At 68.0% G+C, this 19,218-nt stretch carries 19 protein-coding genes; 2 read left to right on the top strand and 17 right to left on the bottom strand.

Annotated elements, in window-relative coordinates:
- Positions 1-80 precede the first annotated feature (80 nt).
- Positions 81-284, top strand: a complete 204-nt coding sequence (locus ACYVN4_RS36070; RefSeq protein ID WP_460727144.1) for a hypothetical protein — start codon at positions 81-83, stop codon at positions 282-284.
- A 153-nt stretch (positions 285-437) separates the two neighbouring features.
- On the opposite strand, the gene ACYVN4_RS36065 is transcribed toward ACYVN4_RS36070, so the two are convergent.
- Entirely contained in the window at positions 438-1,460 is a 1,023-nt protein-coding gene (locus ACYVN4_RS36065; RefSeq protein ID WP_460727142.1) for a tyrosine-type recombinase/integrase, read from the bottom strand.
- 828 nt (positions 1,461-2,288) lie between these two features.
- Here ACYVN4_RS36065 and ACYVN4_RS36060 point away from each other — a divergent pair.
- On the top strand, positions 2,289-2,438 hold the full coding sequence (locus ACYVN4_RS36060) for a hypothetical protein (protein ID WP_460727140.1): 150 nt from the start codon (positions 2,289-2,291) through the stop codon (positions 2,436-2,438).
- Positions 2,439-3,303: 865 nt separating this feature from the next.
- Here ACYVN4_RS36060 and ACYVN4_RS36055 read toward each other — a convergent pair.
- The 16 genes from ACYVN4_RS36055 to ACYVN4_RS35980 form a co-directional block, all read right to left on the bottom strand.
- Entirely contained in the window at positions 3,304-4,545 is a 1,242-nt protein-coding gene (locus ACYVN4_RS36055; protein WP_460727139.1) for a DUF1173 family protein, read from the bottom strand.
- Between the two features lie 6 nt (positions 4,546-4,551).
- Entirely contained in the window at positions 4,552-5,040 is a 489-nt protein-coding gene (locus ACYVN4_RS36050) for a DUF4913 domain-containing protein (RefSeq protein WP_460727137.1), read from the bottom strand.
- Positions 5,037-6,797, bottom strand: coding sequence for a type IV secretory system conjugative DNA transfer family protein (locus ACYVN4_RS36045; RefSeq protein ID WP_460727135.1), 1,761 nt, complete (start codon positions 6,795-6,797; stop codon positions 5,037-5,039). The genes ACYVN4_RS36050 and ACYVN4_RS36045 overlap by 4 nt, the downstream gene beginning before the upstream one ends.
- Complete coding sequence (locus tag ACYVN4_RS36040; protein WP_460727133.1) at positions 6,794-7,750, bottom strand: hypothetical protein; 957 nt, start codon at positions 7,748-7,750, stop codon at positions 6,794-6,796. Before ACYVN4_RS36040 ends, ACYVN4_RS36045 begins: the two co-directional genes overlap by 4 nt.
- 18 nt (positions 7,751-7,768) lie before the next feature.
- Positions 7,769-9,361 (bottom strand): hypothetical protein, encoded by a 1,593-nt coding sequence (locus tag ACYVN4_RS36035; RefSeq protein WP_460727131.1) that lies wholly within the window; start codon positions 9,359-9,361, stop codon positions 7,769-7,771.
- Positions 9,362-9,450: 89 nt separating this feature from the next.
- Positions 9,451-10,017, bottom strand: a complete 567-nt coding sequence (locus ACYVN4_RS36030; RefSeq protein ID WP_460727129.1) for a hypothetical protein — start codon at positions 10,015-10,017, stop codon at positions 9,451-9,453.
- Between the two features lie 15 nt (positions 10,018-10,032).
- Positions 10,033-11,211, bottom strand: coding sequence for a peptidoglycan DD-metalloendopeptidase family protein (locus tag ACYVN4_RS36025; protein WP_460727127.1), 1,179 nt, complete (start codon positions 11,209-11,211; stop codon positions 10,033-10,035).
- On the bottom strand, positions 11,208-11,522 hold the full coding sequence (locus ACYVN4_RS36020) for a hypothetical protein (RefSeq protein WP_460727125.1): 315 nt from the start codon (positions 11,520-11,522) through the stop codon (positions 11,208-11,210). The genes ACYVN4_RS36025 and ACYVN4_RS36020 overlap by 4 nt, the downstream gene beginning before the upstream one ends.
- On the bottom strand, positions 11,519-13,375 hold the full coding sequence (locus ACYVN4_RS36015) for a hypothetical protein (RefSeq protein ID WP_460727123.1): 1,857 nt from the start codon (positions 13,373-13,375) through the stop codon (positions 11,519-11,521). The genes ACYVN4_RS36020 and ACYVN4_RS36015 overlap by 4 nt, the downstream gene beginning before the upstream one ends.
- Positions 13,372-14,853, bottom strand: a complete 1,482-nt coding sequence (locus tag ACYVN4_RS36010; RefSeq protein ID WP_460727121.1) for an SCO6880 family protein — start codon at positions 14,851-14,853, stop codon at positions 13,372-13,374. Before ACYVN4_RS36010 ends, ACYVN4_RS36015 begins: the two co-directional genes overlap by 4 nt.
- Positions 14,850-16,394, bottom strand: coding sequence for a hypothetical protein (locus ACYVN4_RS36005; RefSeq protein WP_460727119.1), 1,545 nt, complete (start codon positions 16,392-16,394; stop codon positions 14,850-14,852). Before ACYVN4_RS36005 ends, ACYVN4_RS36010 begins: the two co-directional genes overlap by 4 nt.
- The gene (locus tag ACYVN4_RS36000; RefSeq protein WP_460727117.1) at positions 16,388-17,245 is read right to left on the bottom strand and encodes a hypothetical protein; all 858 of its coding nucleotides are present in this window, start codon (positions 17,243-17,245) and stop codon (positions 16,388-16,390) included. Before ACYVN4_RS36000 ends, ACYVN4_RS36005 begins: the two co-directional genes overlap by 7 nt.
- Positions 17,242-17,865, bottom strand: a complete 624-nt coding sequence (locus ACYVN4_RS35995; RefSeq protein ID WP_460727115.1) for a hypothetical protein — start codon at positions 17,863-17,865, stop codon at positions 17,242-17,244. Before ACYVN4_RS35995 ends, ACYVN4_RS36000 begins: the two co-directional genes overlap by 4 nt.
- 21 nt (positions 17,866-17,886) lie before the next feature.
- Complete coding sequence (locus ACYVN4_RS35990) at positions 17,887-18,162, bottom strand: hypothetical protein (protein ID WP_460727113.1); 276 nt, start codon at positions 18,160-18,162, stop codon at positions 17,887-17,889.
- Positions 18,163-18,173: 11 nt separating this feature from the next.
- A complete protein-coding gene (locus ACYVN4_RS35985) occupies positions 18,174-18,464 on the bottom strand; it encodes a hypothetical protein (RefSeq protein WP_460727110.1) in 291 nt (96 codons plus the stop codon).
- Positions 18,461-19,186: a hypothetical protein gene (locus ACYVN4_RS35980; RefSeq protein WP_460727108.1), complete on the bottom strand. Its 726-nt coding sequence runs from the start codon at positions 19,184-19,186 to the stop codon at positions 18,461-18,463. Before ACYVN4_RS35980 ends, ACYVN4_RS35985 begins: the two co-directional genes overlap by 4 nt.
- Positions 19,187-19,218: the final 32 nt, after the last annotated feature.

Below are 19,218 nucleotides of genomic sequence, written 5' to 3'. Positions count from 1 at the left end.
CTAGACCTCATGCGACATTACTGCGACACGAGTATGGGACCGTCGCGGACATCCGCCTCCCCCGATTCGAGGAGCTCACCATGACCGGCAACGAAACCCTCGTGCTCACCACCGGATCCCTGGAAATCGACGCGATGCGTTCGGCTCACACGGCCTTGTCACACCTCGACACGCGCGGCCGCCGACGCGCGATGCAGTGGCTGATCGACGCACTTGGCCTCGGTACATGTTTGATCGGCCCATTCGAGCTGGAACCGAACCCTGTTGGGACCAGCGAATTCTGACGCCACAAAGCGGGACACATTCAGCTGCCACATCCCTCGCCGATCAGTTAGACAGCAAGACTTCCTGACTGTTCCGGCTCAGAAGTCCAGCGCCAGCTGACTGTCCCCCCACCCAAGCCTGGCTGCGGGCCGTGCCGATTCGAAGGCCCGCGGTCAGAAGTCGAGGGCGAGCTGGCCGTCGACACCCAGGCCGGCGGTTTCGACGCGTCCGGGGTGCGGTGTCGGTGCCGCCGCTCGCAGCGCATTCACTTGGGGCATATCGGGTTTGACCTGGCCGAGGGTGTAGGCCACTCGCGGCAGGTCGGACTCAGCGGCGAGCAGTTGCGCGGCGTAGGTGGCGCGCAGGACACCGGGCGCGAGACGTTCGGTGATACCCGCCTCGCGGCCCAGTTCCTCGACGACGTCCTCGATCTGGCCGACCGACAGCCGCCGTGTGCGTTCCAGTCCGTTCTCGCACACCAGGAAATACGCCGGGATGCGGGCGGATCCGAGCAGGTCGGCGCGTTCGACCTGCCATTCGGCTTGGGCGGTGTGGGCGCGGCGCGCCAGCTCGACGCGACGCAGCTCGTCGCCGCCGGCGGCGGGAGCCCACAGGAAGCTGCGGCGCCCGGTCAGCACCATGTCGTCGATATCGAGGGCTTCGGCTTCGGATTCCCGCAGCCCGCCGTAGAGCAGCACCATCACCAGCGCGAGGTTGCGGGCGCGGCGAGCCCGCATCAGTGGTGTGTGCGCGGGGCGGCGCTCTGCGGTCGCGATCAGCGCCGACTGCTCGTCGACGGTCAGTGTCCGCTGGATACGCCGCTCGATCCGCGCCGCCGCTACCCGCGCCGGGCCCAGCTCGAGCCACACGTAATAGGCGCTCACCGCCGCCAAGGTGACATTCCAGGTCGTGGACCGCCTCGTGGCGAGCATCTGCTCGCGACACGCCGTCAACGCACTGTCGCGACCCTCCGGCGTGGTCAGCGCATCGCGGAATGGACTGCTGCGCAGCCATTCCAGATAGAGCGCGACGCGCTGGCAGTACCGATCGATCGTGCGCACGGCCAACCGTGCACCGCTGCGCCGGTTGGGCTGCACCGCCAGCCACAGACGAAACAGCGGATCGAGAACGAACGGATCAACCAAGGCGGCATCGGCAGACTCCGCCGCCCCCTGGATGCTCTCGGCACTCGCCACACCTCACCGCCTTCCTGGCTTTCCTCAAGTCTCGAGGATGCCAGGGGTCACTGACAAGCACCGTCGGGCACGAGTTTCTACGCTGGAACTATCAATTATCCCGGCGCCAAAAAGGTTGCGGCCCTGGATAATTGAATATTCCCACACCTCACGTTCTGGAGATCTGCACGGATCCGCGGGGCGGGAGCGGCCCGGGGTGCGTCAGCCGTTTCGACTCCCCCGACAGGGTCCTGCCGAACCGCGCACGGGTGGACTTCTCGTTTTTCGCCCAATGATGAGGCGTACGCTTTCCGGCCGCCCGTCGCCCAGGACATGTGCGAATGCTCCTACTGGAGGTAGGACCCTGGGCGGCCAGATGACAGGAAATATGGCCCCGAGCTGGCCTTTTACCTCGCAAAAGGTGTTGCGATTCAGTCGCTACACGGAATGACACACGGAAGGCGCTGTGCGGTCATCTCCAGTGAGATCGATTGCAGGACGTGACCGTGCGGAGACGGTTACTGGTGAGAAGTGTCATTCTCGATAGCTACTAGAGCGCGTCTGCAGGCTGAATGATGTGCGCCGCGTGGGCGGCCCAATCCGAAACGGCAACCACGTTCACTGGGGTGGCATCGAATGATGTGCGCTGCTTCCGGTTTCACGCACTCCCGCAAGTTTGTCCTTGCGGGACAAAAATTCGGCCTGCCTCCCCATACCGTCATCGACTACGAGCTGAGCGTCATGAACCGAGACCGCAGGCCGTGCACGATCGAAAGGACGGTAAAAGGACGGTAGAACTCGTAGAAAGGACGGTTCCGCATGTGGCCGTTCCGGTAGAGGCTGAAGATCGTGGCCATCGACTTCTTCATCTACGTGAAGAACTCAGATTTTGTTGCCGAGCGGGGTTGTTCGTCCACCGCTCGGGCCGCGTACCCCGATCTGAGCAGGCATTTCCGGCCGGGCGGGACCGGGCGGCAGTTGTCAGAGCGCAGCCCGTGAAACATCAGCGTGAAACAACGCCTGTGGATAAGCGAAGGTCATGGAGGCATCACTCGCCCGGAAAATACCCATTTTACCTGCGGTTTTCCTCAGCGGAGGAGATATTCCGGCCTCCCGCAACGTCGCTCGTAACGTGTCGCTCCATCTGCATAGGATCAGCGACCAGGTTGTCTTGCCCGACAGCCCTTCTCGGGCCCGCTTCGGTCCTGAGGACAAGATGCGGCCCCTGCCCAGGTTGGAGAGCCAAGAGGCAGGGGCCACAGCGCTACCCGTTACCCAATTCAGCAGGTACCAGGCACCGATGAGGCTAGTCACCTCGGCAGACAAATATTGCCCACCCCCGCTCCACGCGCCAGCCCTACGTGAAATGTTCGCGGGTACCAGAAGATTGGGCCTCGCCGTCGACCACGGACGGCGAGGAAACGCATGGGAACTCTGATCGCGTCCATCGCGGGGGCAGGTGGCGTCGCCGGCGCGATCGGCGCCAGCGCATGGTGGATGCACACGGACGGGCCGACGCGTCTCTGCGCTGGCCTGGTCGCGGTGTTCCATTCCAGCCCGGACCGCCGCAAGGACGCTCGCGCGGTACTCGCTGCCACGAAGCGCCGCGGCCGACCATGAGCATGGGGTCCAGCGGTCCCGAGAAGTTGTGAGCGCTGGACCACCGTGTTAACCGTTCAGGCCCATAAGATCGCACGGAACCAGAAGGCGATCTATCACCCATGCTGTTCGGAAAACGGTCGATTTACAAAACCCTCGACACCTCGGTGCGGTGCGACCCGGAATCCGAGGTCACCCGGATCGGCCATGTGGGCAGAGACGCCTCTTAGCGCCGGATTTCGCCCAGTTGGCCCTCATCCCCCGACTATGGCTGGATGTGTCGAGCTGGGTTGTGCCGACCTGCGGGAGGACCATGTCGGTGCAGGTCAGGCAGCGGTTCCGGTGGCTGCCAGCTGATCAAGGCTGTGTCTGCCTGACGGTATTGCCCGATCTTGATTTCCTTGCGGCGCAGGTATTCTGGGCTGTCGAGGCCCCACACCTCGACCACCGTGTTCTCGACATCGGTGAGCACGAAGTCCGGCAGCGTCAGCGCGATGTGGTCGTAGCGCACCGGTTTGAAGAACGCACGCCCAGCGGCTTGCAGCGCGGCGGCCATGACGAGTTCGTGGGAGCTGTCGGCGGGGATATAAGTGTCGCCGGTGGTGAGCATGACCGCGGCATCGGCCACGCTCGGGTAGCCCTTCGGGGAACGCTCCAACAGCAACAGCGCCACCCGATGGCCGCCATGCTGGCTGGCGGCGCGGGCGAAGCAATGCCGATGCGCCCGCAGGATCCGCTGGTGGACTTCACGACTGGCGTAGAGCGGCGCCGGCAGATGCTTGACCTTGTAGGCGACACCGTGCGCGGTCGCGGTGACCTCGACGAGCTCACCGAGCAGCAAGCCCCGCCGAATCTGGTCACGCGGGCTGCGCAGCCGGTCGAGGAAAGCATCGAACGCGGCGCGATTGGCGTCGCCGACCTGCGGCCGATACGGCGGCACGAGGTACAGCACGTCGGACAGTGCGCGGCGGCTGAGTACACAGTCCTCGAGGTGCGGGCCGAGCGCGGCCAGGACCTGCACCCAGCTGCGGCGGCCGCCGGGGCTGTAGGTGTTGAGGTGGGCGTCTTCCCACAGGTAGTGGAGCAGGCCCAGGAGCCCGACCGTGCGGCGGCCGCTGCCGCCGTTTTCGCCAGCGCGGGTGTCGGTTTCGCTGGTGGTGCCGGGTTTGACCAGCAGCGGGGTGTCAAAGCGGATCGTGGTGGCGTCCGGACCTTCGACGATCGCGTCGTCGGCGTAGCCACTGCGCCCGGAAAGGCCCGGATCCACCTGGTGGAACGGGCAATTCGGGTCGTGGTCTTGTCCTTCGCCGGGCCAGCGGGCAAGGAAGTATCGGCCGCCGCGGCAGCGGATCACCAACCGCAGCGGCCGAGGCCGGCACAGGCACAGTCCGTGTCCAGCAGTGGTTTTCGCGGTCGTGAAGATACGGGTGTAGCGCTCGGGGTTGGCGCGTAGATCAGCCAGCCGCAGCTGATGGGCGGCCAGGCGCACACGATCGATGCGCGCCACCGCTGATCATTCCTCGGATTGGTCGCGGTCGCGGTGCGTTGAGCTGGTGGTGACCAGCGCGATCGCGAGCGCTTCCATGTCGTCGGCGGGGATCGGATCACACGGCAAGCTGGGGACGTCGCGGTGCTGGGTGAGGCTGCAGGCGTGCATCGGCCCGTACTCGCCATCGGAAAGGGCCCGCAGCGCCGGGTCAGCGTCGTAGGTGTACCAAGCGCTCAGGGCGTGGTCGTCACCGCTGCGGACTGCCTTCTCCCAGGCCCGCCACACCGCGTACAAACGTGCGACCACAGGGACGTGCTTCCACCATTGCGCGCACCAGGTCCGGCCGCGGTGGCCGTCGGACAATTTGAGGGCGTGGGAGGGACAGAAGTAGTTTTCGACGAAGCTGGGCAGGTCGGGGAAGACGTCGCTTTCGGTGTTGTCGTCTTCTGGTTCGTTGCCGGTGGGGTCGCCGGTGAAGGAGTCGTCGATGTCCCCGAAGTCGCCTTGGCTCATAACCGGACCTTTCCGTCGTCGGGTGGCGCGTAGCGGGCCAGTGAGGCGGTGATCGCTTCGCTGTATCGGGTTGTGCGCCAATCGGTTTTACGAACGAGCATCGGAGCGTTGCCGGTGGTGCAGATGATCGCGAGGTGCTTGGGCAGTTCGGCGAGCAGGTTGACCGGCAGTGTCGACTCCCGGCTCCAAGACTGCGAGTGCGACGCCCCGCCGCGGCCGAAGCTGGCTGACCACCGGTCCACGTCATGATCACCGATCCGCTCGCACAACGCCTGCAAATAACGCTGATCGGTGACGCCACCGGCGTAATAGTGGGCATTCGAAGCCGAGACCAGCTGGTCGAGCTGATTCGAGGTCCAGACTTCCGAGGCTTGGGCCGGGGATTGCAGGAAGGTGAGCATGACGATGCCTTGGGAGCCGAGGTGGCTGTACTGGTAGGGCAGGTCAGAGAGTTTGCAGACGTTGGCGGCCTCGTCGAGGATCCCGACCAGCGGGGTGCGTAGTCGGCCGCCGGGTGAGCGGGCGGCCAGGGCCATCGCGTGGTCGAGGCAGCGCCCGACCAGGGCGGTGATCAGCGCTGTCGCTGAGTCAGGGCCTTCCATGCTGAGCAGAAACAGGCTGTCGCGCGAGGAGATAAATGCGGCAGGGTCGAATTCCGGCAGGTTGTGGCTGGGGTTCCAGTGGCTCAGGGGGCTGTCATCGCCGTCGAATATCCGGCGTTGCGGGGGCAGAACAGTGGCGGCGTAGCGTTCGTCGGTCAGCACGGTCAGCATGCGCCGGGCCATGTCGAAAAGACCGTCGCGCTGGCGGGAATTCAAGGCTTGAGCGGTGCGGACCTTCGAGGCGGCGATGGGGTGGCCGTGCTCATCGAGCAGCCGGGCTGGCAGTGCACACCCGTCGTAGGACAGCCAGCTGTAGGTGTGGGCGATATCGCCACCGGACACGGCGGCCGCTAGCAGATAAAGCGCGACGAGTTCAAGTGCGCCGCCTTCGAAGTAGTTGTCCGAGCGGGCATCTGGGATCTTGGTTTCGGCCTGGAAGTAGGCGGCCAGCCGTCGTGCGGTCGGCAGTCGGTCGACCCCGGCCAGGATGTTCCACCACCAGCCTTGTTCTGGTTCTCCTGCGCGGCCTTGCAGATCGGAGACCCAGACGTGGCGGCCGGCGGTTTCGCGGGGGCCTCGGCAGTGGTCGTGCAGGTCGCGTTTGTTGCTGGTGGCGATGACGGGGCCGGGGGCGGCGCAGATCGCGCCGATCGCGACGCTGGCGGTCTTGCCGGTGCGAGGACCGCCGAAGACGACACCGACATCTTCCCAACTCAAATAGATGGCCTGATCGCCGATCACGGTGCGCCCCAGTTCGATTCCGATGTCGGAGCGGCGGATCACGTCGAGGTCTGGGCGTAGCCGTCTCGCTTTGCTGCGCGCACTGGCCCCGGCGACCTCGTTCAGTCGCCGGGGCGAGGCCATCACTGTTGCGCGGCGTTCGATCTCGTGGCGCATCGCGCGCCGCCACAGCACCGTCGCGGTGGCGGTGAACAGCGCTGTCTCCCCGAGGCCGGCCAGGACCAGGGCCAGGCCCGGCCAGGTGCCGGGTCTGGAGAAGGCGGCCGACCGACCGGAGACGTCACCGAGTAGATGCAATGCGAGCCACCAGCCTCCGTAGGCCACGCCCGTGACCAGCGCACCGGCCGCGGCCACCACGATCGTGGCGACCGAGCCAGTAATGCGCTGGTCGGGTACAGCGCGCCGCGTCGTCACGGCGCAACTCCGGCATCGGCGCCAGCGGATGCCTCCGACTGAGGCGGCAACTGCTGCGGGGTTCCAGCCGACGCTTCTGATTCCGTGGCCTTCTTGCCGCTGCGCGAGCGAGACTTCGCCCCGGCCTTGTTGTATCCGAGAACTTGATCACCGCTTTTGCTCACTGCCGATGGGCTGGATTCGGCTTGCTGCTCTGCGGTGCTGCCCTGCTGCGCAGCAGTGCTCTTGTTGGTGTTGCGCCGTGGGCTCGTCTTCTTCGCTGTCGCCTGCGTTTGCGGCGCGGCCTCGGCCTGCTGAGCGGGTTCCGCGGTGGGTTCGGGTTCAGGGGCATTGGTGTTCTCCTGTTCGGTCTGCGGCTGTTGGGCCGTCTGTTGCTGCTCGGCGACTGCGCGGGCCGCGTTGAGTTCGGCGAGGGTGCATTCGCTGGTCAGTCGCGCGATCCGGGCGGGATCCAGAGGCGCGTACGTCACAGCGGGCGTGGGGCTGGTCTGGATTTGGTTGGCGCGCTGCACTATCTGGTTGGGGTCGACGCCCATCTTCTGCAGTTGGGCGGCTTCCTGTTGGGCGCGTTGTGCCCAGGTCTGTTCGACCTCGCGGGCGTACTCCCACGTCGCATGAGCGGAGGCCCAGCGGGCGATGCGCTCCTCGACCGGATGCGGCTGCTGCGCAGTCGAGTTCCCAGGATGCGACTGTTGCGCGGCCGAGTTCTCGCGGGGTCGAGTGCGGTTGTGCAGCCAGGACTTCAGGCGTGAGAACAATCCGCGCCGCTGTCGCGGCGCTGCGGCAGGTTCGGCCTGGCTGGCGGGTTGAGGACCCGGGCCGCGTTGGGCTTGGTTCTCGCGGTCTTGGGCCCACTTGCGGACGGCTTGTCGGGCCGCGAGGAGCGCTCGCGCACCCGCCTCGACCACGGCCGCGGTTTCGGTGACGATCTGCTCGTCTTCGTAATGATTCATGGCTGGAGTCCTTTGATGTCAGGGTTCGGCGGCCACGTCGGCCGCCGGGCCGGTGTCGGGTTCGGTGTGCGGTAGGACGGCTGGGCGTGGTGAGTCCTGCTGTCTGCCTGCGGTTTTCGGGCGCATCATGCTGATCAGTCCGGCGGCGCTGGTCACTGGTGGTGCCGGTGGTCCGGTGGCCAGACGCTGTGTCCAGGTGGCTTCGCGGTGCGCGGCGAGCTCGGCGTGTGCGAGGGCCTGGCGGGCGGCAGTGGTGAACAGTTCGTGCAGGTCGCGGTGCACGGCGGCGGGGATGTGTTGTCCGGCCAGGACTCTGGCGAGGCGATCGCTGTGGCGGGCGTATCCAGTGCGCGCGGCGGCCTGCCCGCGGGCAAGGTTGGTGATATCGGATCCGAGTGCGTGGATCGCATGCTTCATCCCGGTCGCAGGTGCGACGCCGCGTGTTTCGGTGAGCAGGGTCAGCGCGGTGGTGGCGGTGTCAGTGCCCAGGGCGGTCGCCTGCTGGGTATGGCGGGTCTGGTCGGCGTGGTGGCGGGAATGTTCGTCGAGCCACAGCAGTGGCGGCAGGCTGCGGTCGTCGATGGTGTGGGTTTCGATGTCGCCGACGAGCCCGGCGAGGCGGGCGGCCTCGAGGTCGTGCATGCCTTGCTGGTCGAAGAGGGCTTCGACCTGGCCGCGGGCCCGGTCGAGCGCGGGCTCCATACCCGGTATGCATTCCTCGACCAGGCGGGTGACGCGCGCGTACTCACGAATCCAGGTGGCCGCTTGTTCGCGGTCGAGGTAGTCCGGCCACAACGGCTCGACCGGCAGCCCATAGGCGATCCGCCCTGCCGCAACCCGGATTTCGCGCTGATCGTCCGTGGACATCGGCGCGATGCGCGACAGCAGCAGCGGAGCGAACGCGGGCCCGCTGCGCGCCAACCGAGTCAGCAAAGCATTCGCGCGGCCGCGTAGGGCTTCGGCGGGGCTGACGAACACCGGTCCCGCCAGCAGATCGGAGGTTTCCGGTCCGCAGTCGAGGTAGCCGAGGACCGTCTCCACCCCTGCTCGGACGCTGCTGCGGGGAGCCAACCGGTCGAGGTAGGCGTCGAGTCGCGCTCGCCGGGTGGATGCGGTGAGGTAGGCGGCCGGATCGTTGGCGGGGTGGGGGCCGCGCCAGCCGTCGAGCGCAGCCAGAACCTCGGTGGGAGCGTGCAATCGAGCCAAACTGTGGTGGGCGGCGTCCACGCGCAGGTGCAGCAGTTCAGCCGCCGCGACGAGTTGCGGATCCAGTTCGTACGGGGCACCCCAACCCGGGCCAGGGTCACTGATTTCGGCGAGGTCGGCGCGGGTGTAGCCGCGGCGTTCGGCGGCTTGGATCTGGCGTTCGCGGTTCGCGCGGGCGAGGGCCTCGCGCTGCGCGGGAGTGGCTTGGCGTTTGGCCGTGGATTTGGTGATGTCGAACAGGTAGGCCACGACGATCTGCCCGCGGCGACGGGTTTCCATCCGGCCCGCGATGTCTTGGCGGCCGGGGGCGCGGCCCTTGGCGCTGAGTTGGCGTCGGGTCTTGAGGTGGGGCGGGGCGGCCATCCACGGGTAGAGCGGGATGTCACCCCCGCTGCCGGCGCTCACCGCCAGGCTCCCATCCGGTCATCCGCCCGCGAGCAGACCGTGTGCTGAAGAAGGTGTGCAGGTTCATGGGCTGGGTCTCCTTGGCGGGGTTAGGGATTGGCGTGGACGGTGAACGCGGACATCCGCCATCCGGCGGGCGTGAGCGCCGTGGTAGCGGCGATAGTCATGCGCCGATAGCGCGAGCTCAAGCCGTCGCGATGCAGCAGGGTCTGCACCACGTCGACCTGGACGAGGGCGGTGCCGTCGGGCTGGGTGGTGAGCTCGGAAGCTTGGGCGGTCGCGGTGATGACGTCGGCGGCGTCGCGCCAGATGGCCCACTGCGGGACCGCGCGCCCGCCCGGGTCGTCGGGGGTGTCGGCGGCGGCGAGGAGTTGCCCGGTCAGCCACGGTTTGGCCCGCAGTAGGCCTTCGCCGGTGGAGGTGTCGGTGACCGGCTGCCAGGTGAACACCGCCGTGAGTGCCTGTTCGGCGGCGGTCTGCGCGCCCGCCTCGGCCGGGGTCGGTCCGCCAGGCCCGAGGAAGCGATCCACACCCGGCACGGGTGACGTCGCGGTCGGCGGTCGCGTGTGCGGGTGAAGGAGGGAAAGCGTTGCGGCAGCGAGGATCAGGGCCGCGCACGCCCCGATCAGCAGGTAGAGCCCTCGATTGCTGGACATGACCGATCGCCTCCTTCAGGACAGTTGTTGGGCGTAGTTGGGGATGTCGGCGAGGATCGCCGCCACATACGGGCGGGTCTCGGTGAAGTGACGCGGGATCAGATTCGGCAGCCCGCCGGACTCCAGAACCGCGCCTTCGCCCGCGTTGTAGGCGGCGATCGTGAGCGCGGTCAGATCCCCGGTCACCTTGCCTTCGGCCTGCCAGCCCTCGATGGTCTTGGCGATCGCGCACATGTAGCGGGCCTGACCGATGATCCCGTCAGCCGGATCCATCGGATCCGCATAGCCTTTGCCGTCCGCGTCTATCACAAACGGCTGCCCATCAGGGGCAATCTCTTTCGCGGTGCCCGGCATGAACTGCGCGATCCCCATCGCGCCATCGGGTGAGACCGCGTCGGTGCGGAAGCCGGACTCGTGGGAGCCTTGGGCAGCCAGCAGCGCGGAAGAGATTTCCGGGCAGGTGGTTCCGGCCTTGCGGTACCACTGCTCGAACTGCGCCGGGACCTTGCCGGGCGCGAGATTGTCGACCCCTCCCCCGGAACCTGCACCGCAACCCGCCGCCGGAGTGGTCGCGGCCGGGGTCGGAGTGGGTGTACCGGTCGTGGCGGCCGCCGCATCGGCAGCGCGCGGGTTCTGGGTCGGGGTGGCGGTGTTGCCGTCCTGCAGCCACGGCATCGGGTCGATGGCCTGCCCACCTGCGAGACGGCCTGGAGGCTGGCGGACCTCGAAATGCAGGTGCGGGCCGGTGGACTCGCCATTGGTCCCCACCCGCGAGATCTGTTGCCCCGCTTTGACCTGGTCACCGACGTGAACGAGAAGATCGTTCTCGTACATGTGCCCGTAGACCGTCGACCAGAGCTGTCCGTCGATGTTGTGGTCGAGCACGATCCAGTCCCCGAAGCCGGACGCAGGCCCGGACGCGGCGACCGTGCCGTCCATGGCCGCGTAGATCGGGGTGCCTTCCGGGGCGGCCATGTCGACGCCCATGTGGGTGCCGCCGCGGGCGCCGAAGACGTCGCTGACGGTGAAGATGCTCGGGTCCACCGGCCACGTGTGCCCGGCACCGGCCGGAACACTGTTGCCGGGTGTGGGTGGGGTGCAGGTGTTTTCGTCATCGAGCATCAGCGTGACCACGACCACCGCGGGCAGTAGCACGACGGCGGTGACGGCGGCCAGCGCGGCGGCGGGTTTCATGCCCGCTCCCAGGTCCCGCCATCATCGAGCGCCTCCGCGAGGGCCTTGTTGAGTTCCTGCGAGGACACCAGTTCGCGGCGTAGGCGTTCCACGGTCGCTTCCAAGCGCGGCACGCTGCGTGACTGGGGTGGTCCGTCTTCGGCGGCGACCCACAGCAGCACGGTGTTGAAGTGCACGCCGATATCGGCGGCTACGACTTTCGCGGCCGCGGTGCGCGACATGGTGCGCGGTGCCAGCTGGCGGACACGGGCGACCGAGGCGCGGCGCAGCCGGTCGTCGACGGGCCCGTAGCGGCGTTGGGGTGCGCTCATGATGCTCGCCTCTCGTGCTGGGCCTGGTGGCCGAAGTGGGTGAACTTGCGGGAGGTCTCGTGGATGCCGGATTCGATCTCCACGTCGGTGAGCTCCATCCCGAACGGAATCCCCGGGCTCCTGTCTTCGGTGACCTTGAGCAGGAACTTGCCGACCCCGGCCGCGACCGGTGCGCTGGTGCCGGGGCGGATCGGTTCACCGGTGAGTGCTTGGGGCGCAGACCAACTCGTCACCATGGCGATTTCGGCGGCGGTCAGCTTCACCACCCCGTCCAGGGCGGCGAGCTCATCAGCCGGGAGCGCGCCCAGGATCTTCGCGCGGGAACGTTCCAGGAACCCGACAGCGCGATCAGCGGCGGCGCCGAGGGCTTGCAGGTCGCGGATGGAGTGGCTGATCATGATCAGCGACGTCGCCAGAGAGCGTTGCAGGCGGGTGAGCTCGTCGACGCGGGCGATCATGAACTCGCCCAACCCGAGGACCTGCCACAGCTCGTCCATGACGACCTGGAAATACCGCTGCTCCTCCAACCCGACTTCGGCCAGCAGGTTCAGGGCCTCGATGGCCGCGAATCCCGCGCTCCAGCAGGTGAGCATGGCGGCGGCCTTCAACTTCTTGTCGCCCTTGGGGATATGGGAGACATCGATGACGACACCGACCGAATCCATATCCAATGGCGTGGTGGTGTGAGCGTTGAAGACCAGCCCGAACGGGCCTTTGGTCAGGGCGCGCAGGCTGCGGCGCAGGTCGATGGTGGCCTGCTCGTACTGCTCGTCGGTGCGTGATCCAGCGTCGAGCCACAGTTCGGGGCTGCCTGCCCCGATCACGTCGGCCAGGTCCTCGAGCAGGGGCGGCACAGCGAGGGTGTAGCCGCGGCCGCCTTCGGTTTCCGGGGCGAAGAGCAGTTGCAGGCCGGTGGAGATGAGGGTGTCTTCGAAGTCGCGGATCCGTTCGCCGCGCACCAGCTCGATCAGGCCGCCGATCAGATTCGTCTGTCTGGCACGCAGTTCGGCGCGCAGGTTCACCGCGTGCCCGGCGTGACCGGCTGCTTCCAGGCGGGCGACGGCCGCGCCCATGAGGCCGGCGTCAAGAGGGTTGATGGATCCGTGCCCGTAGCCCAAATCGATGACCTGGCCACCACACATTTCGACGGTGTCGCGGTAGTCCGGCTTGACGTCAGCGAGCACCAGCGGGGTGATGCCTTGGGCGATCCCGCCCAGCACGATCCGCCGCACGAGGGAGGATTTGCCGAATCCGTTGAGGCCCAGCACGAACAGGCTCGGGGCGGTGATGAAGTTGCCGCGCGTGAACCAGTTCATCGGATCGAAGCACACCGTTTCGCCGGTCTGCAGATGACGGCCGAGCGGGGTGCCGATCACCGGGGCACCGGCTCCGACCGCCCACGGCCACAAGCCCGCGACCTGCGCGGTCGTGGCCCGGTACTCCGGCGGCGCCGCGACACAGCGATCCCGCCCACCACCAGGGCCCTCGACACCGGTTGGCGTGATCCTCACGCCTACACCGCGTTTCCCGGACTTCCCAGCTCCTTTGCCGCCGGTGGCACGGTTGCTGGTGGTCAGGCGGCGGTTGTCGTCGGTCTTGAGCTGGAACCGCGCCCACGCCGACGCGAGCGGGTTCCCATCCAGGGCCTTGTATTCGCAGCGGGTGCGTTGTTCCTCGGTGAGCAGGCGCGTCCCGAACCCGCCGCGGGCCTTGACCGGCTTGGCTGGCTTCGCTGTATCAGACTGGGCTGTCGTCTTTTTCGCGGCCCGGCTGGACTTCCCCGATTTCTGCGTTTTCACCGCGGTCGCGGCAGGCGGGGGTTTGTGCGCCGGGTGGCGTAGCCGGGGGCTCATTCGGCCACTGCCCGGGGTGTGGAGATCATTTCCGGTAGCAGCACCCCGGCACCGAGCGCGGCGGCGAAGGCCGCGGCCTGGTAGCGGTAGCAGCGGCGGATCTTCAACCGGGCCTGCGAGGAAAGATCCTTGGTGATCGCCTCCAGTGCGGGTTCGTCCGCGCCGAGACGCTCGGTCACACTGACCAGCGCGTGGAACCGGGTGACACCGTGTCCACCCGCCTGTTCCTTGCGGGCCTGCTCGGTGGATTCGCGGCGCATGGTCGCGGTCGCGGACCCGACACCGCGCTGGGTCTGCTCGGCCACAAGGGCGTTCTTGTAGTCGTCATCCACGATCTGGGCGGCGTCCCCGGAGTTGTGCGGGCGGTAGACGATCGCGACGCGCTTGCGCTGCAGCTGGTCGTTGGGGGCGAGGAGTCGTTGCAGGACTCGTTCGCGCACAACACCTTCCGGCGCGATCTCCATCTCCCAGGTCACGGTGACCGTGCCGTCGTGGATGAGCCTGTTCACCTTCTGGTCGTGGTGGATCGGGCCCGCGTCGTTCCAGGTCAGGCCGTGGGATTCGCCTGCCTCGGCAGCCTCCTCGAGGTCGGCTTCCGCGGCCGGATCCCAGGCGCGGCGCATGAGCGCGATGACTTCCTCGCCGGTCATCGGCCGCGCCCGCACGCCAGCGTCGGCGAGGGCGGCCACGATCAACGGCAAACGGCGGCCGATCTCTTCGGCCTGCTCGGCCGGATCCTTCCGGCGCGCGGGGGTGGTGGCTTTGAAGCTGACGGAGCACCAGGATTCGGTGCGCACCGATTCGCTGGGCAGCATTTCGGCCAGCTGCGCCATCATCGCCCGCGCCGGGGCCGGAGCCGTATCGAGGGTGAGCCGGTTGACCTCGCACGCGAGCCGGTTGCCGGTCTCCGGGAGTGAATCCACCACCGCGGTAATAGCTTCCACGTCCGGCTTCTCCCCGAGCGTGGCGAGAAGCTGCGACCAGGAGGCGACCCATTCGTCGACGCGGTCCTGGTCGACCGCGCGTGCGCCTTGGGGCCAGGTGCGGATGAGCACGGTGTAGAGGTGGTGGCCGGGCATGTGGATCATGCCGAACCGGTAACCGGCCGAGTCGATGCCTTCATAGAGTCGCGAATTCGCCATCAGGCCAGGCAGTTTCGCGGCACCGAGGCGGGAGAAGATGCCCGCCATGTAGAAGTTCTCGCGGCGCCACCAGGCGCGGGACCAATTCACCATGAGGAGACCTCGCTCGTATCCGGTGCGGCCACCCCTCGAATGGGCGAGGGGGGCGAGCACGACGATTTCGATGACGATCGCCACCGCGGCGACTTGCAGCCCGGCGACCATGACCAATAGCAGCGCGATCACCACCGCCACGAATGCCGCGACGGAAACCGACCAGCCCAGGCCCCACAGGCCTTCGCTCCGAGGTTTCGTCCATTGCCCGTAGGTGCGTTCGACCTGCTCAGTGCCGTTCATCGCGGCACCGCCGCTCGCCCGGCCCCGGTAGCTCGCGCGACGGGTTCGGTCCCGGCCGACACCATCGAGTTCGCGCCGCGTGCGGCCGCTCCGGCGGCCATCGCCGCACCGGCGGCGACCATGACGGCCGGGTGACCACCGGCCTTCGCCAGCGCCCCGGCGGGAGCGGCTTTCGCTCCCCCACCGCCTGCCGCGCTGGCCGCGCTTCGACTTCCACCGCTGGAGGCGGGCGGGGGCGGCACGGTGGCACGACCACCGCCACCGGCCCCGGTGGCCTGCGGACGACTTCCACCGCCTCCGCCTCCACCGTTGCCACCGGCGTTGCCGCCGCGGGCGGGGGCCGCGCCGGTCGCGCCCTTCATCGCCCAGCTCGCGGCCGCGCCGACCGCGCCAGCCCCGATCAGCGCGCCCGAGATCCCACCGCCGAGTGACGTCAGCGGGGACACCAGCCGCATCAGGGCGGGCAGCACCAGCGCGGTGGAGCACAGCAGCACGACCCCGACCAGGGCCCGTTGCGCGTCGTCGGTCGAGGGCAACTGGCCGGAAGTCGCTGCGCCCGCGGCGGTTTGCCCGGCCTTGCCCGCCGTGGTGAACGCGATCATGTACACCAATGCGCCCATGGGCTTGTAGAGCACGAACGCCACACACCAGCAGGTCAGCCGGTCGTACAGGCCGCGTCCGGCATGGGTGCCGGAGCTGGCGGCTGCCAACGGCAGGATCCCGACCGCGACCACCAGCAGCCCCTCGCGCACGACCGCGAAGACCGCTTGAGCGATCGCGCCGACCATGCCGAGGATCGCGACGGAGAACATGAGGCCGGGAGACAGCGCGGTCAGGGTGTTGGTGGTGACCATCGCTTCGGCGACGCCTTTGGCGTTGTCGTGGGTGGCGTCGTTGATCACCCACTCGGCGAAGGCATCCGAGGCCTGCGTCGCCACGACCAGCACCGTGGAGAACATCGCGCTGGCGAACACCGAGCGCGCGAGCACCCGGAAGGCTTCGCTGGCGTGCTCGGCCGCGCCGGAGCGGTGCACCATCGCCAAGCGGATCGCGCACATGATCAGCGACCCGGCCAGGCAGAACACCTGCAACTGGAAGGTGTAGCCGCGGATCGAGCTGAACAGGTCGGCTTGCGAAACGACGTTGCTGGTGGGGATTTTCATCCACCACGTCAGCGACAGGATGATCGCTTGCCCCAAACCGTCGAGCAGGGCGTTGACGGCCTTGCCGAAGGTGCTGTCCCATGCTTTGTCTTTGGCCGCCTGCACCGCGTCGCCCGGGTGGGTGACCACGTTGCCGACCTTGCAGCCGTCGCCGAGGACGTCGCCGAGGGTGCCCATCCCGGGCAGGTCGATCCCGCCGACGGTCTTGCTCACGTTGTCGCACACGGTGTTGAACCCGAAGGTCCCACCGCCACCGCCGCCGCTGTTGTCGTCAGCGGTCGCGCTCGCAGCCGGGCCCACGATCGTGAGGGCGGCGACCAGGAGTGCGGCCAGGGCCAGGAGTAGTCGCCGGGCGAGGCGACGGTCGCGAGTCACCATTTCGTCCACCCATCCAGGGAGCCGATATAGGAGGCGGGCAGTGCCCCGCCGGGTGCCAGGCGCAGCCGCCATTGCCCGTCCCAGACCATCGTGATCTGCGAAGTCCGCCACCGAGTGGGTCCGCCGGCCGTCGCCGCGGGTGCCTTGGTCGCCAGGCGCAGAAGGCACAGATCGCCTGTGGTCGACCAGGATTCGATGTGGAAGGCATCCGGGGCGACCAGCCAGCGGGTGTCGGTGGCGGGAGCCAGGGCCGGGACCTTGCCGGTCGCGACGAGCCGGTCGAATTGGGTGTGGTCGGCCTCAGTCATGACCTGCATGCGTTCGCGCACCGTCCAGTCGGCGGGCCGTGCGTAGGACTCCCACAGCGCGAAAAGTCCTGCCAGCGCGGCACCTTGCGGCGTGTGGGAGTAGCCGACCGGCACCCCGTCCACGAGCGCGGTCGGGCCGTCGGAGACCGAGAACGGCACCGACGCCGCATACACGCGCTGCCAACCGCCCTGCTCGGGCAGCACCGGCGCGGCAGTCAGGAACGCCGGATCATCGCTGGTGTGCGGGCCTTTGGTCTGCGGCAATGGCTGCCCGTCCGGGTTGTGCGGGATATCGACGCGGCGGCCGAACGCGTCCACATCCGGATCCGCGAACCCGGTCGCAGGTTCCCCCGCCGCCGTGGTGACCGCCCCGGAGGACGGTGCGACGCCCTGGGATTGGTCACCTTCGCCGTGGTGCAAGACGGCTACGACGATCGCGGCGAGCACGATCGTGCCGACCGCGACCAGCGCCAGGATCAGCGTCATCGACGACCGGTTGCCCTTGTCGGGTTCGGGCGTCGGATGCTGGTCGGGGCCGCTCATCGGGTGGCCTCGAATCGGGTCATCTCGGCGGGCAGCGCCGAAACCGATTCCATGGTCACGGTTTTCGCCGCCGGGTTCGGCAGCAGCAGCCGCCAATCCCCCGCCTGCCACTCGATCACATGGTGGTAGGCGGCCAGGCTCGCGTCCGAGAACCGCGTGTACACCGTGATCTCGGCCTTCTCCGGGGTGTAGGAGTCGAACCGGTAGCCGAGCACGGTGGGGGCGAGTTTCGGATTGGTCGGGGCGGTGATGGAGATCCGCGCCCGGGCGAGCACCCAGTTGTCCTTTCCGGGCCCGCGCACCAGGGAGGCGGCCGCGAATTGTGGCCAGGCCGAGTCCGGGGAGACGCTGGTGCGGATCGAATCCTGAATCGTGGCCAGCACCGCGCCCTGCGGGGTGTGCGAATAGCCAGTCGCGGCGGAGGTTTGGGCCGGGCCGTCGACCGGACTGTAGGGAACGAGCACGCCCTGCACCGGTTCCCAGCGCACCGCGGCCGGTGGTTTCCCCAGATCCGGGGCGCTGGAGGTCTGGGTGTCGTGGTGGCTCGCGCAGCCAGTCAGGCCGACAGTCAGCGTGACCAGCGCTGCGGTCGCGGTGGTTGCGATGATGTGTGTGCGCATCGGAGTTGTCCCCTTTCGTACTCAGCGATTGCTGTTGGCGGTGAGTACTTCGATGGCGATGCCCATGGAGGCGTTGGCGAGCACGGCAGCGGCCAGGGAGCGGATGACGGCGTTGTGGGCTTCGGCGTAGGTCTCCACCGTCGAGTGCCGCAACGCGAAATACCGGCACGCCGCCACGATCAGCCAAACCAGGCACACCAGCTCGGCGAACCAGAGCAGGTAATCGAGCAACTGCGTGAATGGTCCGGTGACGTTGCTCGGCAACTGCTTGTAGTCATCGGCGAAGACCGCGTCCATGACGGACCCCGTCAGCTTCCGGCCGACGCGTTGATGACCGCGGTCAGCAGCGGGCCCGACGCAGCGATGATGCCGCCACCGATGAGGGAGGCCGCCACGATTTTCGGGGACTCGCAGACGCCGCCGTTCCATTTCTCGATCGCGAAACGGGCTCCGCCGTAAACGATTCCGAGCAGGCCGAGCAGGTAGGCCAGCCATTTGCCGTAGTTGGCCAGCAGCACCAGACCCTTGGATCCGGGCGGGGCTTGGGGGTCGAGTTGCTCGACGGCTTGCCAGGTGGTGAGCGCTAGGTGAGTGATCATTTCGAGGCTCCATCCGATTGCGCGGAGGTGGGGGTTGTGCCCAGCAGGGCGGCGATGGTGGTGAGCAAGGCGGTGCCGAGCTCACGCACACCGGCGAGCGGGTCGCGGCCCTTGGCGGGCGGCTCCTCGCCGGGAGTCCACACAGGCAGATCCGGGATCGGCGTCAACGGCCAACCCGGCCGCCACGCCACCCGCCACAAACCGCCCTCGGGGACGAGTTCCTCGATGACACCGCGGTAGCGGCGGATCGGTCCCGGCACCCGCCCCGGTTGGGCGGCGACGGTGATCAGGCCGAGCAGGACGACGCGGCCGGGACCTGCTTGCCCGCAGTGGTATTGGCGCAGCACATCGTGCGCACGAGCGAGTCCTTCGATCGTTTCGCGTGCCACCAGCACCACGAACGGGGACTCGTCGCTGAGGACCGCGGGCCACAGCCGCGCGCAGTCCGCCGCCGGGCCGAGGCTGCGTTCCAGGGAGGTGACCCCGGCCCCGCCGTGGCAGCCCAGCAGCCACAGCAGCGGGGGCCGCACCTGGTCGTGGGCGACGGGCTTGTGCCACACCCCGATCCGCCGCGCCTGTTCCGGCGGGCGTGCGGCGAAGGCGAGGCCGCGTTCACGGGCGGCGGCGAGCCGGTCGGATTCCGCACGTCGGTTCGCGCTGCGGCGTGCCGACTTACCTTGCGGTACCAACGGTTTGGTAGTGGGCTCAAGGGTGGCGGTCATCACCGACTCCTTTCTGTATGCAGGGGTTGGGA

Source organism: Nocardia heshunensis, from assembly GCF_054782115.1.
The sequence above is the reverse complement of the archived record's forward strand: the minus strand, read 5'-3'. Positions and strand labels throughout refer to the sequence as shown.